This window comes from Alcaligenes ammonioxydans (assembly GCF_019343455.1).
Lineage (GTDB): Bacteria > Pseudomonadota > Gammaproteobacteria > Burkholderiales > Burkholderiaceae_B > Alcaligenes > Alcaligenes ammonioxydans.
The window spans coordinates 1,258,112-1,272,557 of record NZ_CP049362.1 but is presented as its reverse complement, the minus strand read 5'-3'; the positions used below and the strand labels follow the sequence as shown (position 1 = coordinate 1,272,557).

Sequence of the window (14,446 nt, the reverse complement as noted above, 5' to 3'; positions counted from 1 at the left end):
GCCCAGTAGAAAGCCTAAAGTAACTACAAGGTCAAGCCCCCTGGAGGCAGAGCAATGAAAATTGGTGAACTGGCAGAAAAAAGCCACTGCAACACGGAAACAATCCGCTATTACGAGAAGGTCGGACTACTGCCCGAACCTGAGCGCAGCGAAGGCAATTACCGCTTGTATCGTCCGGTTCATCTGGAGCGGCTGCGGTTTATCCGCAATTGCCGCAGCCTGGATATGACCCATGAGGAAATCCGCAGCCTGCTGGCCTTTATGGATGGTCCAGCCCAGGACTGTGCCCCCGTCAACGAACTGCTGGATGAGCACATTGAACATGTGGCGGTGCGAATTGCCGAGCTGGAGCATCTGCAACAGCAATTGACCGAACTGCGTCACCGTTGCGGACAAGCCGGGGGCCTGGAGCACTGCGGTATTTTGCAAGGCCTGGTCAATATGGAGCCGGATCACGTTCCGGCTCCCAGCACCCACTTGGGTTAACCCGCGTGGGCCGCACATGTGAGCCCGGCAATTAAGTGCGCATCCGGCCTGCCACCCCCATACCGATCAGCATCGCGACCAGAAAGACAAGCGCCAAGGGAGCACCGGAGGCTGCCAACACCACCGCCGGCCCTGGGCAAAAGCCGGCTATCCCCCACCCTGCCCCAAAGATCAAGGAGCCCAATACCAGTGGACGATCGATCTGCCGTTGCTTGGGCAGGCTCATGGGCTGACCCGTCACGAACGCGCAAGGACGACGACGCGCCACGCTGAAAGGAATAATGGCCACGGCAATAGCGGCTGCCATCACCAACGCCAAAGACGGGTCCCAGGCTCCCGCCAGGTCCAGAAACGCCAGAACCTTGCTGGGGTTCGCCAAGCCGGAAATCAATAAGCCCAAGCCAAAAATGAGGCCGGAAATCAACGCGATGAAGTAATGCATGGCGGCTCCTTAAAGCACGTGACGCAACACAAACACAGTCAAAAAACCGCTGGCCATGAAAGCCAGGGTCGCCACCAATGAGCGCGGTGACAGGCGTGACAAACCGCACACGCCATGCCCGCTGGTGCAACCCGAGCCCAAACGGGTGCCAAACCCCACCAGCAAGCCTGCCACCACGACCCACATCCAAGGCTGGGCTTGTACTGGGGGTACGGTCTCGCCGATCAGGCGATACAGCCAAGGGGCCGCCGCCATGCCCAGCAGCGCCATCCAACGCCAGGCCCGGTCACCAGCCTGCCCGGTCCAGGTGCCCGACAGCAGCCCGGAGATGCCGAACACACGGCCATTAAAAAGCACCAGAATGGCCGCTGCCAAACCGATCAGGGCGCCCCCGAGCAGGGCGCTCCATGGGGTAAACGAAGTCCAATCAATGGTGATCATCAGTGCCTCCCGGGGCGCAAAAAATTCCATACAACGTCTGCATGACAGCCAGTACCGCCGGATCTTCCAGGCGGTAATACACGTATTTGCCTTCTTTACGGCTGGCAATGAGATTTTCCCGCCGCAATACCGTCAATTGCTGGGATAAGGTAGGCTGTGCAATACCGCTACGCTGAGCCAGCTCCCCCACATTGCATTCCCCCTGCACCAAGGTGCAGAGAATCATCAGACGGTCGGGGTTGGCCAGGCTAGCCAGCAGACTGCTGGCACGGCCAGCCACCTGCCGCAAGGCTTCCAGTTCAGTTTGATTCATATCATTCTACAAAAACACAATATATATTATTATATAATATCTTTTAATATTTTATAAGCACCACGAGGTCTGACATGCTCCAACCCCAGGTCGCCAGCTTCTTTCATACCGATACGGCCACTTTCACCTATGTGGTTTATGCGCCCGGCCAACGTGAATGCGCCATCATCGATTCGGTGCTGGACTATGACGCGGCCTCGGGCCGCAGCCACACCGCCACCGCTCAACAGGTGCTGGACTTTGTGCAGCAGCATCAACTTCAGGTGCAATGGATTCTGGAAACCCATGCCCATGCCGACCATTTATCTGCCGCGGTCTGGCTTCAGGAGCGAACCGGAGGGAAAATTGCGATTGGTGAACATATCAAGCAAGTGCAGGCCACCTTCAGCCGTATCTTTAATATAGAGGCCGAAATTCAGGCCAACGGCACGCCGTTTGATACTTTGTTTCGCGACCAGGAGTATTTCCAGATCGGTGCCCTCCAGGTTCAGGCCCTGCATGTCCCTGGTCACACGCCCGCGGACATGGCCTATCACGTCCAGGGACTGGGTGTATTTGTGGGCGATACCTTGTTCTTGCCCGATGTCGGCACCGCCCGTTGTGACTTTCCGGGTGGCAGCGCCAGTCAGCTTTACCAATCCATTCAACGCCTGCTGGCACTGCCAGCACAGACCGTCCTGTTCATGTGTCACGACTACCCGCCAGAAGGGCGCGAACCTCAATCCCATTGCACGGTGCAAGCGCAAAAAGAAGGCAATATCCATGTGCGTGACGGCATCAGCCAAGAGCAGTTCTGCGAGCGGCGCACGGCACGGGACAAAACGCTGGGCATGCCGCGCCTGATCCTGCCCTCCATCCAGGTCAATATCCGGGCGGGGCACTTCCCCGAGCCCGAAAGCAACGGTCAGGTCTATCTGAAACTGCCTGTCAATCTGCTCTAAGTACGGCGGACTTTTGCGTCGGGGCAAGTGTGAGCCCCGACACAGAAAAACTTTTGAGGCCCAGCCTGCGTATACTGCCTTTTTCTGCACCCTGAACTTCAGAAGGAAACAACAGGCATGACATACATGGTCCTCAAACACCTGCACATGACAGCCGCCGGGCTGAGTATTTTGTTTTTCATCATCCGGGCCTATTGGTCAGTCAGTGGCTCTGCCTGTCTGCAACATCGTTTTGTACGAATCGCCCCCCATGTGATCGACACCGTTTTGCTGGTCTGTGGCCTGGCATTGGCGGGCATGCTGGGTGCCGCGGCCAATCAGCCTTGGCTCATTACCAAAATCGTGCTGCTGATCGTGTATATCGTGGTGGGCAGCTATGCCATCAAGCGTGGCAAGACGGCTTTCAGCCGGGGGGTTGCGGCACTGATCGCGATTGCGATCTTTGCCTACATCGTGGGCGTGGCCATTTACCGCAGCCCTGCTTCCTGGTTCGTCTGAGCACCAGCCGGCTGCTCACAAAAAAAACCTGGTCGTGGCAGATTAAGCCACGGCCAGGTTTTTTTCCGGTTGCTTTTTACCAGACGCCAATCCAGCGCTGAACCAGCAAACTGCTGACGGCCACCGCTATCCACACCCCCAGTCCCAGCAAGGCAGGTCGCACACCGGCTCGGGCCATCACACGCAGGTCTGAACACAGTCCAATAGCGGCCAATGCCAGCACCATCAGGAACTCAGCCATAAAACGCAGCGGTTCCAACCATTGCACGGGCACCCAGCCCATCGAGCGCACAGCTGAAGCCACCATGAACCAGACAATGAACCAGGGGAACACCCGCATCAGATCAAAATCCCGACCGGCCTGACGCGAGCGCCATACTTCCAGCCCGGCCAGAATCAGACAGATCGGAATGATCAGAGTCGCGCGAGTGAGCTTGACGATCGTGGCATGGTCGCCTGCCTGACGGCTGTAACTGTAACCAGCTGCCACCACCGAGGAGGTATCGTTGATCGCCGTGCCAGCCCATACCCCAAAGCCCGCATCCGACATATTCATCATGTGACCGGCCAAAGGGAACACCAGCACTGCCACAATATTGAAAATAAAAATGGTCGAGATCGCCAGCGCCGTTTCATGCTCTTCAGGCTTGAGAATTGGAGTGACCGCCGCAATCGCCGAGCCGCCACAAATCGCGGTGCCCACCCCGATCAGGGTACGCAGCTTGGACGCAATCCCCAGAGCGCGGCCCAGCAGCAAAGCCGTCACAAAGGCCACTGTCAATGTCACCAAAGTCACCGCCAGAGAATCCAAACCGGTACGCATTACTTGCGGCAGGCTCAGTCCAAAGCCCAGGCCGATAATTGACCACTGCAACAACACTTTGGACGAAAAGCGCAAGCCGGGCTGAAACAGCGTCGCCACGCCCATCGTGTTACGCAGCACCATACCGAGCACAATGGCAAAGACGGGGCCGCCAATCAAAGGCCAAAGCTTGCCCAGGCCCATGGCGGCGACACCCACCGCCACCGCCAACAAAAACCCCCACCAACGCGACGGCTTCAGAGAGAAACCCGATGTGTCCGGCGCCTTCAAGGCGGTAGGTGCGGCGGGTAAATCGGTCACACTGCTCATCGTGTCATTCCAGATAGGGTAATAAGTAAAAGTAATTTTAGGTTGACCCCGAGTATTAAAAAATTCATTATTACTTATCGTAAGTATCAATTTTATTTATCATGAACGCGATCAGCATCAGACAACTGGAAGTGTTTGTCGGTATAGCCACCTTAGGCACCGTGCGCGCCTGCGCGGCCCAGATTCACCTGTCCCAACCGGCGGCCAGCATGGCGCTGGCCGAACTGGAAAAGCAACTGGACAGCCCTTTGTTCGAGCGCACGCCCGGACGTATGCAACTGACCAGTCGCGGCAAACAATTGCTACCGCATGCACGTGAAATTCTGGAGCGCTTGCGCGAGATGCAAAGCCAGCAGGAAGAACGTGAATTGCGCGGTGAAATCCGCATCGGAGCCAGCAATACCGTGGGCAATTACCTGATTGGCGATCTGGTGGGGTCGTTTGTACGCCAGCACCCGCGCGTGTCTTTACATGTATCGGTCGACAATACGGCCAATATCATCAGCCAGTTACTGGAACACCGCTGCGATATTGCCTGCGTAGAGGGGCCGGTCAACCACCCCCAACTGGAGACCTGGATCTGGCGCGAGGACGCTCTGGTCGTCTGCGCCGCCCCCGATCACCCACTGGCAACCCGGACCACCCTGCACAAACAGGACTTTGCAGGCATGAACTGGATCATGCGCGAACGGGGCTCAGCCTCGCGGGCACTAACCGAACAAGCCTTGAATACATTACCCGGTGGACATGTATTGATGGAGCTGGGCCAGGTGGAGGCCATCAAACAGGCGGTCATCGCCGGACTGGGCTTGGCCTGCCTTCCCCAGGCGGCCACCCTGGATGCGGTGGCCAATCAGCGACTTCGTATTCTGGATACCCCCTTTCTGGATCTGAAACGTCGTCTGTCGCTGGTGCTGCATAAAGAGCGCTACCGCAGTCAGGTGTTAAGCGCCTTTGCACAACACCTGCACAACCCGCCAGCCGGCTCCTCGTCTCCTGAAAATTGACGCTAGTTTGCATTCTGGTCCGCGTTCTGACACACAGCAATGGTATTCTTGCTGCAGTGCAGCACAAACAGATGGGATCACCAGTCCCGATCTTTTGCCCCTCTTGAACCGAGCCCTGTCATGAACCTTGCCCCCATGCCGCAAGCGCAAGATACCCCCGATTTTGCCCGCCCATCCTATCTCCCCCCTTACGAGACTGTCGCCTTGGTACTGCAAGGAGGCGGCGCCTTGGGAGCCTATCAGGCCGGTGTGTACGAGGGATTGCTGGAGGCCGGAATCGAGCCCGACTGTCTGTCCGGCATTTCGATTGGCGCCTTGAACACGGCGATTATTGCGGGCAATCCCCCCGAGCGCCAGGTAGAGCGTCTGCGCGAGTTCTGGAACACCATTTGCGAACCTTATTTCGGCTGGTCTGGCCCTGCCTGTCTGGAGCGTGCGCTCTTTGGGATTAACGACATGATGCGTGAGGCGATCAGCGCCTTCAATGCCAGCAATGCGCTCGTTCTGGGCCAGCGCGGGTTCTTCCGTCCCCGCTTCCCCCCGCCTATGCAGGCCACGCCGGGCGTACCCGAAGGAGCCAGTTACTATGACACCAGTGCCCTGAAAGACACGCTGGAGCGTCTATGCGACTTTGATCGCATCAACGACAAGCGTCAGCGTATTTCAGTGGGCGCGGTCAATGTGGGCACGGGCAACTTTGTCTATTTTGACAACCATCGCACCGTCTTGCGGGCCGAGCACTTCATGGCCTCGGGCGCTCTGCCCCCCGCCTTTGCCCCGGTGGAAATTGACGGCCAGTACTACTGGGATGGGGGTCTGGTCTCCAATACCCCACTGTCTTATGTGCTGGATCAGTCGCCCCGCCGTGACACCCTGGTCTTTCAAGTGGATTTATGGAGTGCTCGAGGACCGGTCCCAACCAATATGGGTGAGGTCAGCGACCGCTTGAACGAAATCCGCTACTCCAGCCGGACACGTATGGTGACCGAGGACATGCGCCACTCGCAGTACATGCGTCATATCCTGACCGAACTGCTGGCGCTGATCCCCGAGGACCAGCGCAAAGAGCGGCTACCCTGCCGCCTGGCGGAAGAACTGGCCAGCAACAAGCGCTACAACGTAGTGCACCTGATTTACCGCAACCAGCCCTACGAGCAGCATTACAAGGACTATCAGTTTGGCCGCACAACCATGCGCGAGCACTGGCGCAGTGGCCTGGAGGATATCCGTCAAACCCTGCAGCATCGGGACAAGCTGAATATGCCGCAAAACCTGGCCGGCTTCACTACGTATGACGTGCACCGCGAAGACATTGAAAAAAGGTTGGCAGGCGGGAAATAAGCCCGCCCCGGCCTGCGCCTAGCGGCGGCTCAAAACCATCGCGCCGCTCAACACAAAGGCCGTGCCCAGCAATTGCATGAGCGTAATGGGTTCCCCCAAAAACCAGTTGGCCAGAAACAGTACCGAGACCGGCCCGATCAAGCCCATCTGCGCACTCATCGGTGCGCCAATGCGCTCCACGGCCCACATGGTCATGAAGGTGGGCAAGACCGTATTGCAGACCGCATGAATCATGGACAGGCCATAGACCGGCGCAGGCTGCACCAGCCCCTGCCAGCCCAACACGGCGAAAAAGTGAATCAGGGTGTAGACCGCCGAAAATGACATGGCGTACGCCACCAGACGCGTGGAGCCAATGGATTTGAGCAACTCACCCGAGCCAATCAGATAGATGGCATAGGAAATAGCCGAGCCCAGCACACACAATGCACCCAGCAGAACGTCGTCACCTGTCAGGCTCAGATCCTGTATAAAGACCAGCCCTACCCCTAGATAAGCCAGCGCCAAGGCCAACCATTGCTTGGGCAGAATACGGCGCTTGAGGAAAATGGCCGAGAACATCAGCACAAAGGTCGGCGACAAAAACAGAATCAGCCGCTCCAGTCCTGCCGAAATGTACTCAAGCCCGATAAAATCCAGCAGACTGGCCAGGTAATAGCCCAGAAAACCCAGCACCACCAGTTCCAGCTTCTGCCGGCCGGTTAACGCCGCCAGCTTGCCCTGTCGCACTTTGCGGATTTGCCAAACGGCAATGGCCAGGAAAAAAGGCAAGGACAGGAGCATCCGAAACCCAATGACGGTCAGCGCAGTGACATCATATTGATACGTCAGCTTGGCCACCACCGCTTTGGCCGAGAAAAGGATAGAGCCGCCCCCTGAGAGCGCCAGTCCAATCAAAAAGGAACTGCGCTGCGCACTGGGGCCTTGACGAGCTTGCATGGAGATTCATCACTTTGCAGGGCGACACTGTCAGCAAAACAGCCGCTGGCCCCGACAGAAAAAAGAGTCAATAAAAGCAAGAAGAATTCGATTCTACCCTTTGCCCTGTGCAGCGACCATGCTGCCCCACAAAGCGCACGCGCGTTCAGAGGGCTGAGAGTCGCCCCACGGCGGCCTGCGAGCAGCAAAAAAACAGACCACCCGCCATCCCGCCCAGATCCTTGCCATTTTTCCCTCTGAAAACTTGCACACTTTCCAAAATACATGCTATATTCTTTTTCTCTGGTCCCCGATAGCTCAGTCGGTAGAGCGACGGACTGTTAATCCGCAGGTCCCAGGTTCGAGCCCTGGTCGGGGAGCCAAGAAAACCGTCAAAATCAGCCCATCGCGTTTGCGTTGGGCTGATTTTTTTTGTGCATGTCTTTGTCCGTTACGCGGCACGCGTAGACCGCGTCATTAACATTTGGACAAACAAAACCCGATCCCAAAAAAGACAGCGGGCCTGCATCTCATGCAGGCCCGCTGTGGCTCTTTCCCCTGACTTCGCTCCTGCTTGAGCCGGCGCCGCCGCTGCTAACGCACTACCCCGGCTCAAAATTGACCGAATCAGTCGGAAAGATCAGAACCGGTGCGTCACACCCACCGTGGCAACCGTGCTCTTGAGGTCGCTGTAGTAGCCGATGTTGCGAGCGTAAGAGCCAATTGCATACAGGCTGGTGCGCTTGGACAAATTGTGCAAATAGCCCGCGCTGAACACATGCTGGGTCTTGGCATCATCCGTGCTGCGCGGTGTCGAACGTGGATCAGCCATCGTCCAGGAAGCCAGCACAGAACCTGCCTTGCCTGCCGGTACCGTCACGCCCAACGCATAGGAGTTGACCTTGAGGTCTTTATGCAAGCCGGGACCAAACTGCTCGGTTTGCAAGGAGCCGCCAATATACCCATTGCGGCTCTGACCAAAAGCGGCATGCAGCGTCGCAAAGCTGAACTTGTAGCTGGCAGCCAGGTTCCAGGCACTCACATTCCCGCTTTGGGCCGCCACCAGATTGCCGCCACGCTCGCGAGCAGAACCATAACGGGCCTGGTCAAAGCTCAGCGCGGCTTTCAAGGGACCATTGGTATAGCGCATGGCCACGCTGACGGCTTTCACGTTTGCCTCATCGCTGTTGATGGCATTGCCACTCAAACCACTGCGATCCCACTGCTGAGGTCCATTGGTGTTGAACGAGTAACCCGCACCGAACTGAAAACCGGAGAACTCGGGGCTCTGATAAGCCACCATATTGTCATAGCGAACCGTATTGGCCGAATCAAATGCCGCCCCCACGCCGTACTGATAGCCATTGCCACCAAACGGGCTGGCTACCCCCGCCACATACAGGGAAGTGACCGTCGTCTGACGACCCAGGTCAACACGCCCCCAGGACTCACCGCTCAAACCCAGACTTGCCTGACGGCCGAACAAGCGGCCTTGGCGCAGATTGCCAGTGCCCAGATCAAAGCCGCTTTCCAGCATGAAGTTGGCCTTGAGCCCGCCGCCCAGATCCTCGCTGCCCATCAGCCCCCAGCGGTTACCCATCCAACCCTGGTCATACAAGCCAAAACGACTGCGTTTGCCTGCCCCTCCCTTCATGTCGTCCCCTTTCCATTGTTCATACCCCAGGCCCGTATCGACCACGCCATACAAGGTCACATTCGATGCAGCGAAAGCGGGAACTGCCAGTGCAGGCATCAGCAAAGCTGCCAAGATAGTTTTTTTCATGTTCTCTGTTCTCTGTAAACGTCTGAATGCCGGAGGACTTATGATTTTTTCCGGCCTTGTTGTTCAAGTGCTGAGCCAGCCTGCCGACAAAAAGTCCCGGCACGAGCTCACTGCACTCCCTCCTCTGTCTTGACAGCAAAACCCCCCAACCGGCACATCTTGAGACGCGGCTCAAAACAGGCTGGATAGTTGAGACCCATATACTGCAAGCATTTATATTTCAGACATAAACAATATTGATGTCAATCAACTGGAACTCGCATATTTGCGGGGTTTTATCCGCATTTTCCCTAGTTTTCTCATCTGTCGAGAATTTTTCAAAAGCCAGCCAGCAAGCCGCAAAGCCTTTAAACAAACGGCTTGCAACCATATGCTACAAATCGGCTTGACTGATTTATTGACCGGACGGTATGTTCCTGCCGAAAAACTCAGGATTTACGCCTATTGCCAAGCCTGCTCCCCAGTTTGCGTCGATGAAATTCACTTTTTCTAAAAATAACGCTTTACAAACCCGCAACCTTCACTCTATAATTATTTTCTTTGCTGGTCCCCGATAGCTCAGTCGGTAGAGCGACGGACTGTTAATCCGCAGGTCCCAGGTTCGAGCCCTGGTCGGGGAGCCAAAAATACCAAAGCCCAGCTACGCAAGCAGCTGGGCTTTTCTACGTCTGGCCTGAACCAAGTTCCTCGTTCATTCAATAGGGCCAATCACAACCATCATCAGCCGTGCCTACTCGTGCGGGTGATAGACCGACTCCCACAGATCCCGCTTTATCGACGCTGCGCAACCCGTGGATTGACGCACCGGCCATCCCGCAACGCGGTGTTTACCCCATGCCAGGACCCGCAGCTCTTGAGCGCAGGCGCTCTCCTTTTGTCAGTTATCAGGAGTAAAACGCTCGGCTCCCCCTCCATCCTCTACCTCAATCGCGTACCCAGCCACTCTTTATAATCTTTCCTGATCAGCACCGGCGTATGCACTGTTAAGTCCTGAACTCGTTCCAGTTAGGCATCAAGGATAAAACTCGTCGTGCGCAAGCGCTGATGCGCCAGGACGGCATAGACATGCCACCTATGAACTCCCTATACCTGCTCAGCCCTCAAAGCGCCCTGCCGTTTGCCCCTGCAAGCTGGCTCCCCAACGTGTTCGAACCTGCGCTCTTTCCTAAGCACTAAAAACGTCAACGCTCTTATTCAATACAAAGAGCCTGCACTGCGTATGCCCTCTTCGTCGTCAGGAACAAGCCGTGTTCATCACTGGAGAATTTCACGCCATCTGCTAGCGTAACTGGCGATAATGCAGCATCCAACCTTTTGTCCGGGTTTGTCACACCTGGGCCTATCGATTATTCCGTTGTTCGCACGCTTCTATGCTCGATACTCTTTTCCCCTTTTTAGGGGGACTTGGCCTGTTCCTGATTGGCATGATGCTTCTGTCCGAAGGACTGGTCGCGTTTGCAGGCGGCTCCCTCAAACAGATACTGCTGGCCTTTACCGGTCGCCCCATCAAAGCCTTTGCCTCTGGGGCGCTGATTACGGCACTGGCCCAGTCATCGACAGCCACGACCGTCACCTTGATCGGGTTTGTCAGTGCCGGGCTGATTTCCTTTACACAAGCCATTGGCGTGGTTATTGGTGCCAGCCTTGGCAATACCGCTACCGGCTGGATCATTTCTGGCCTGGGGCTGAAAGTGAATCTGGGTTTTTACACCCTGCCATTAATCGGTCTGGGGGCTTTGCTCAAACTGCTGGCTCCCGGTCGTCACAAGGAACTGGGCCGTGCCCTGGCCGGCTTCGGCACCCTATTTCTGGGCTTGAGCATGTTGCAGGATGGCATGCAAGGTCTGGCGGCCAACTTCAGCCTGGCCCACTTGCCTGCCGGCGGTTATGGCGCTCACTTGTTGATCATGTTGACCGGGCTGGCCCTGACCGCGGTGCTGCAGTCCTCGACAGCGGCCATCGCCATGACCTTGACCGCGCTGGATGCAGGAGCCATCAGCTTTGACCAAGCGGCAGCCATCGTCGTGGGAGCCTCCATCGGCACCACCCTGACTGGCGTTCTGGTCGCTATTGGCGGCACAATCTATGCCAAACGCACAGCCATTGCCTATATCCTGTTCAACGTCATTGCCGGTTTGCTGGGCCTGCTGATTCTGCCGCTGTTTCTCAAAGCCATGTACGCCACCGGCTCTTATATCAATACCCCTCCCGGAGCCCTGGGCCTGGCGGCCTTTCACAGCCTGTTCATTGGCTTGGGCGCCGCCTTGTGCCTGCCCTTTACCCAGCCTTTTGCCCGCTGGGTACAAAAGCTGGTGCCTGACCGGGCTGCTCGCCCCCCGCATCATCTGGACGACAGCCTGCTGCAAGTGCCTGCCCTGGCACTGGAGACCACACAACGCACCTTGCAAGAGCAGGCACAACGTTTGCTGAACCTGTATCAGCACAGTCTGGCCATGAGCCGCCCCGATACGGCAGCAACCGATCTGCAGCAGATCGGGACTGTACTCGATCAGGCTTACGAGTTTGTCTTGCGCATTCCCAGCGCGGCGGATGATCCAGCAGTGGCCGCCCACATCAGCGCGCTTTTGCATGCCATCGATCATATGCAGCGCCTGCGTGGCCGCTTACAGTACCAGCCGGGCACGGATCTGCTGGACCAACGCTACCAGCACGCCCGGAGCCTGGCGTCAGAACTGACTACACTGGCTCAGCAAAGCCTGCATGCACAAGCCCCCGTTGACTGGCAGGAACAAATGCAGGTCCGGGCTCAGTCTCAGGCCCAATTGCTGGATACGGTACGCGGCCAGCTTCTGGCTGCCCCCCAAGGACAGGATGATGTCTCGCGCACGTTGCGAATCACAGATACTCACCGCTGGTTTGAGCGCAGCAGCCAGCACATCTGGCGCGCCAGCCATTACCTGGAACTGGCCCGTCAGGCCAAGCGCTGACCTCAGGGGCCCAGCCCCTGCACGCCGATTTTCCCCCCGCCGTGACAAACAAGAAGGGCGCAGGCGTGTTTTAACGCCAGCAGAAACCCAATAAACAGATACCAAGATTCACTCCGGCAGTAAGGATTCCCCCTTACAATCGCCTCAAATTCACGCTAATGGAAAACTTCCATGTCCACCCGGCCAAATCTACAATTCCATACTTTTTTGCTTTTGCTGGCCGCAGTCTCCGCCGCCTTTGTCTGGATACTTCTTCCTTTTTATGGCGCGGTATTCTGGGGAGCGGTGCTGGCCATTTTGTTTGCCCCCCTGCAGCGCAAACTCCTGGCCAAAACCAAAGGCCGCCGTTCCCTGTCAGCCCTGATCAGTCTGCTGATCATTATCCTGATTGTCATTATTCCGGTCATCCTGATCTCTATATCCCTGGTGCAGCAGATCGCCTCCTTATACGATCTGATGAACAGTGGCCAGTTAAATCCCGGAGCCTATCTACAAAAGATCCTCAGTGCCCTCCCCCCCAGCGTCCTTGACTTTGCCGCCCGCTTTGGCCTGCATGACACCGCTTCCCTGCAAGAAAAGTTTTCGCAGTTCGCCGTTCAGGGTGGCCAGTTCCTGACCAAACAGGCGCTCAATGTCGGCCAGAACACCTTCCAGTTCCTGGTCAGCCTGGGCATCATGCTGTACATGCTGTTTTTCCTGCTGCGCGACGGGGTAGAGCTAGGCCGTCACTACCGTCAGTTGATTCCACTGAGCGAGAACCAAAAGACTCATCTTTTCCGCAAGTTCACCACCGTGGTACGCGCCACCGTCAAAGGCAATATTGCGGTGGCCGCCACGCAAGGTGCGCTGGGCGGCGTCATGTTCTGGTTCCTGGATATTCAGGGCGCTCTGTTCTGGGGTGTCCTGATGGCTGTGCTTTCCTTGCTGCCCGCCGTGGGCGCATCGCTGATCTGGGCTCCCGTTGCCATCTACTTTTTCGTCTCGGGGCACTACGTCCCCGGGATTATCCTGACTACTTTTGGCATTATGGTCATTGGGCTGGTCGACAACCTGCTGCGCCCTTTGCTGGTCGGCAAAGACACCAAGATCCCGGACTACGTGATCTTGATCTCCACCCTGGGCGGTTTGTCGATTTTCGGCCTGAACGGCTTTGTGATCGGCCCGCTGATCGCCGCCATGTTCATCGCATGCTGGGATCTGTTTCCCTCGGCCATCAGCGCCCGGATTGAAGCAGAAGACCAGGAAAGCACCAACAAATAAAAACAGGCCGGCCTTATGGCTGGCCTGCTCGTCTTCACCATCAAGCATCTCAAGGGCGTGCTGAACACCGGTTTCATAAGGTGCCCAGCATGCCCAGCGCCGTATCTCAAGTCCGCAATACGGGCAAAAATACAATCCAGATATTGACCACGACGGCCAGGAACCAGACCAAGGAGCGCAAGGCTGCCTTGTTCATGATGTACATCAGCAAATACAAAACACGCAGCACAATCCAGGAAATCATCAGACTTTGCACACGCAGAGGATCGGCTCCTGACCACAACGCCAACAACACCGCCGCAAAAAAGAAAGGCAAGGCCTCAAACGCATTAGCCTGAGCCGCATTGGCGCGCGCCCGCCAGCCTGTCAACCCCGCCAGCCAGGGCCGCGGGTCATGATTATCAAAACCTGAACCCCCCGCCTTGGCACAAATGGCGGCCAACCAAGGCAAGAAAGCCGCTACCACCAAACCAATCTTGATCCCTAGCATCATCATCCCCTTAACAGGCTGAAAACGCTCAACATAGCATGTTGCACCTTTCATGCGCACAGAGAATTTACAAACCAGAAAAAAACAGGATATACTTATCGTCTTAGGTTAGCCGATGTAGCTCAGTCGGTAGAGCAGCTCATTCGTAATGAGAAGGTCGAGGGTTCGATTCCTTTCATCGGCACCAGCTAATCTAAAACCATTGAAACCCAACAATCATACTCATAAAATCAATGGTTTCGCTTTCCCATACCGAAAGCAACTGATAGGCGCACTTTATGAAGCCGCTTGCGCTACTCAGATTAAGTTCTCGATATATCCGCCATACATGCCTGGGGTTGCAACCAAGCCTGCGTGCACCCTGCATCGTGCCCAAACGGCTAGCAGATGCTAGATGGCCTCCAGAACCTGGCTACCCCCCGTAAATTTCGACACGTTCATGCGGT

General features: G+C 56.5%; 14 protein-coding genes and 3 tRNA genes. 10 read left to right on the top strand and 7 right to left on the bottom strand.

Going from position 1 to position 14,446, the window contains the following annotated elements; translation table 11 throughout:
- The first annotated feature begins 54 nt into the window (after nucleotides 1-54).
- Nucleotides 55-486 carry a Cd(II)/Pb(II)-responsive transcriptional regulator gene (gene cadR, locus FE795_RS05750; protein WP_003804724.1) on the top strand — a complete coding sequence of 144 codons (432 nt, stop codon included), beginning with the start codon at nucleotides 55-57 and terminating at the stop codon, nucleotides 484-486.
- Between the two features lie 31 nt (nucleotides 487-517).
- Here the strand turns inward: cadR and FE795_RS05745 are convergent, their stop codons facing one another.
- From FE795_RS05745 to FE795_RS05735, 3 genes are read right to left on the bottom strand one after another with little or no spacing between them, the layout of a single operon-like run.
- Complete coding sequence (locus FE795_RS05745) at nucleotides 518-928, bottom strand: DUF6691 family protein (RefSeq protein WP_131071431.1); 411 nt, start codon at nucleotides 926-928, stop codon at nucleotides 518-520.
- A gap of 9 nt (nucleotides 929-937) precedes the next feature.
- Complete coding sequence (locus FE795_RS05740) at nucleotides 938-1,366, bottom strand: YeeE/YedE family protein (RefSeq protein ID WP_059317953.1); 429 nt, start codon at nucleotides 1,364-1,366, stop codon at nucleotides 938-940.
- Entirely contained in the window at nucleotides 1,356-1,682 is a 327-nt protein-coding gene (locus FE795_RS05735; protein ID WP_003804727.1) for an ArsR/SmtB family transcription factor, read from the bottom strand. The genes FE795_RS05740 and FE795_RS05735 overlap by 11 nt, the downstream gene beginning before the upstream one ends.
- Nucleotides 1,683-1,756: 74 nt before the next feature.
- Here FE795_RS05735 and FE795_RS05730 point away from each other — a divergent pair, with 74 nt between their 5' ends.
- Both FE795_RS05730 and FE795_RS05725 read left to right on the top strand, forming a co-directional pair.
- Entirely contained in the window at nucleotides 1,757-2,623 is an 867-nt protein-coding gene (locus tag FE795_RS05730) for an MBL fold metallo-hydrolase (RefSeq protein WP_003804728.1), read from the top strand.
- Between the two features lie 117 nt (nucleotides 2,624-2,740).
- Entirely contained in the window at nucleotides 2,741-3,121 is a 381-nt protein-coding gene (locus FE795_RS05725) for a SirB2 family protein (RefSeq protein WP_003804729.1), read from the top strand.
- Between the two features lie 76 nt (nucleotides 3,122-3,197).
- On the opposite strand, the gene FE795_RS05720 is transcribed toward FE795_RS05725, so the two are convergent.
- Nucleotides 3,198-4,253, bottom strand: a complete 1,056-nt coding sequence (locus FE795_RS05720; RefSeq protein ID WP_003804730.1) for a YeiH family protein — start codon at nucleotides 4,251-4,253, stop codon at nucleotides 3,198-3,200.
- A gap of 101 nt (nucleotides 4,254-4,354) precedes the next feature.
- Here FE795_RS05720 and FE795_RS05715 point away from each other — a divergent pair, with 101 nt between their 5' ends.
- Together FE795_RS05715 and FE795_RS05710 are read left to right on the top strand one after the other, a co-directional pair.
- Nucleotides 4,355-5,260: a LysR substrate-binding domain-containing protein gene (locus FE795_RS05715; RefSeq protein ID WP_003804731.1), complete on the top strand. Its 906-nt coding sequence runs from the start codon at nucleotides 4,355-4,357 to the stop codon at nucleotides 5,258-5,260.
- Between the two features lie 120 nt (nucleotides 5,261-5,380).
- On the top strand, nucleotides 5,381-6,601 hold the full coding sequence (locus FE795_RS05710; protein WP_219235853.1) for a DUF3734 domain-containing protein: 1,221 nt from the start codon (nucleotides 5,381-5,383) through the stop codon (nucleotides 6,599-6,601).
- 18 nt (nucleotides 6,602-6,619) lie between these two features.
- Here the strand turns inward: FE795_RS05710 and FE795_RS05705 are convergent, their stop codons facing one another.
- Nucleotides 6,620-7,540 carry a DMT family transporter gene (locus FE795_RS05705; RefSeq protein ID WP_003804734.1) on the bottom strand — a complete coding sequence of 307 codons (921 nt, stop codon included), beginning with the start codon at nucleotides 7,538-7,540 and terminating at the stop codon, nucleotides 6,620-6,622.
- A 286-nt stretch (nucleotides 7,541-7,826) separates the two neighbouring features.
- On the opposite strand from FE795_RS05705, the gene FE795_RS05700 reads away from it, so the two are divergent.
- Nucleotides 7,827-7,902 (top strand) — tRNA-Asn (locus FE795_RS05700).
- A gap of 257 nt (nucleotides 7,903-8,159) precedes the next feature.
- Here the strand turns inward: FE795_RS05700 and FE795_RS05695 are convergent.
- On the bottom strand, nucleotides 8,160-9,302 hold the full coding sequence (locus FE795_RS05695; protein ID WP_003804735.1) for a porin: 1,143 nt from the start codon (nucleotides 9,300-9,302) through the stop codon (nucleotides 8,160-8,162).
- A 547-nt stretch (nucleotides 9,303-9,849) separates the two neighbouring features.
- On the opposite strand from FE795_RS05695, the gene FE795_RS05690 reads away from it, so the two are divergent.
- From FE795_RS05690 to FE795_RS05680, 3 genes are all read left to right on the top strand, one after another.
- Nucleotides 9,850-9,925, top strand: a tRNA-Asn gene (locus FE795_RS05690).
- Nucleotides 9,926-10,672: 747 nt separating this feature from the next.
- Nucleotides 10,673-12,250: a Na/Pi cotransporter family protein gene (locus FE795_RS05685; protein WP_207307397.1), complete on the top strand. Its 1,578-nt coding sequence runs from the start codon at nucleotides 10,673-10,675 to the stop codon at nucleotides 12,248-12,250.
- 171 nt (nucleotides 12,251-12,421) lie between these two features.
- A complete protein-coding gene (locus FE795_RS05680; RefSeq protein WP_003804737.1) occupies nucleotides 12,422-13,510 on the top strand; it encodes an AI-2E family transporter in 1,089 nt (362 codons plus the stop codon).
- Between the two features lie 106 nt (nucleotides 13,511-13,616).
- On the opposite strand, the gene FE795_RS05675 is transcribed toward FE795_RS05680, so the two are convergent.
- Nucleotides 13,617-14,000, bottom strand: a complete 384-nt coding sequence (locus FE795_RS05675; protein WP_131071891.1) for an MAPEG family protein — start codon at nucleotides 13,998-14,000, stop codon at nucleotides 13,617-13,619.
- A gap of 111 nt (nucleotides 14,001-14,111) precedes the next feature.
- Between FE795_RS05675 and FE795_RS05670 the strand changes: the two genes are divergently transcribed.
- Nucleotides 14,112-14,187 (top strand) — tRNA-Thr (locus FE795_RS05670).
- The last annotated feature ends 259 nt before the right edge of the window (nucleotides 14,188-14,446 follow it).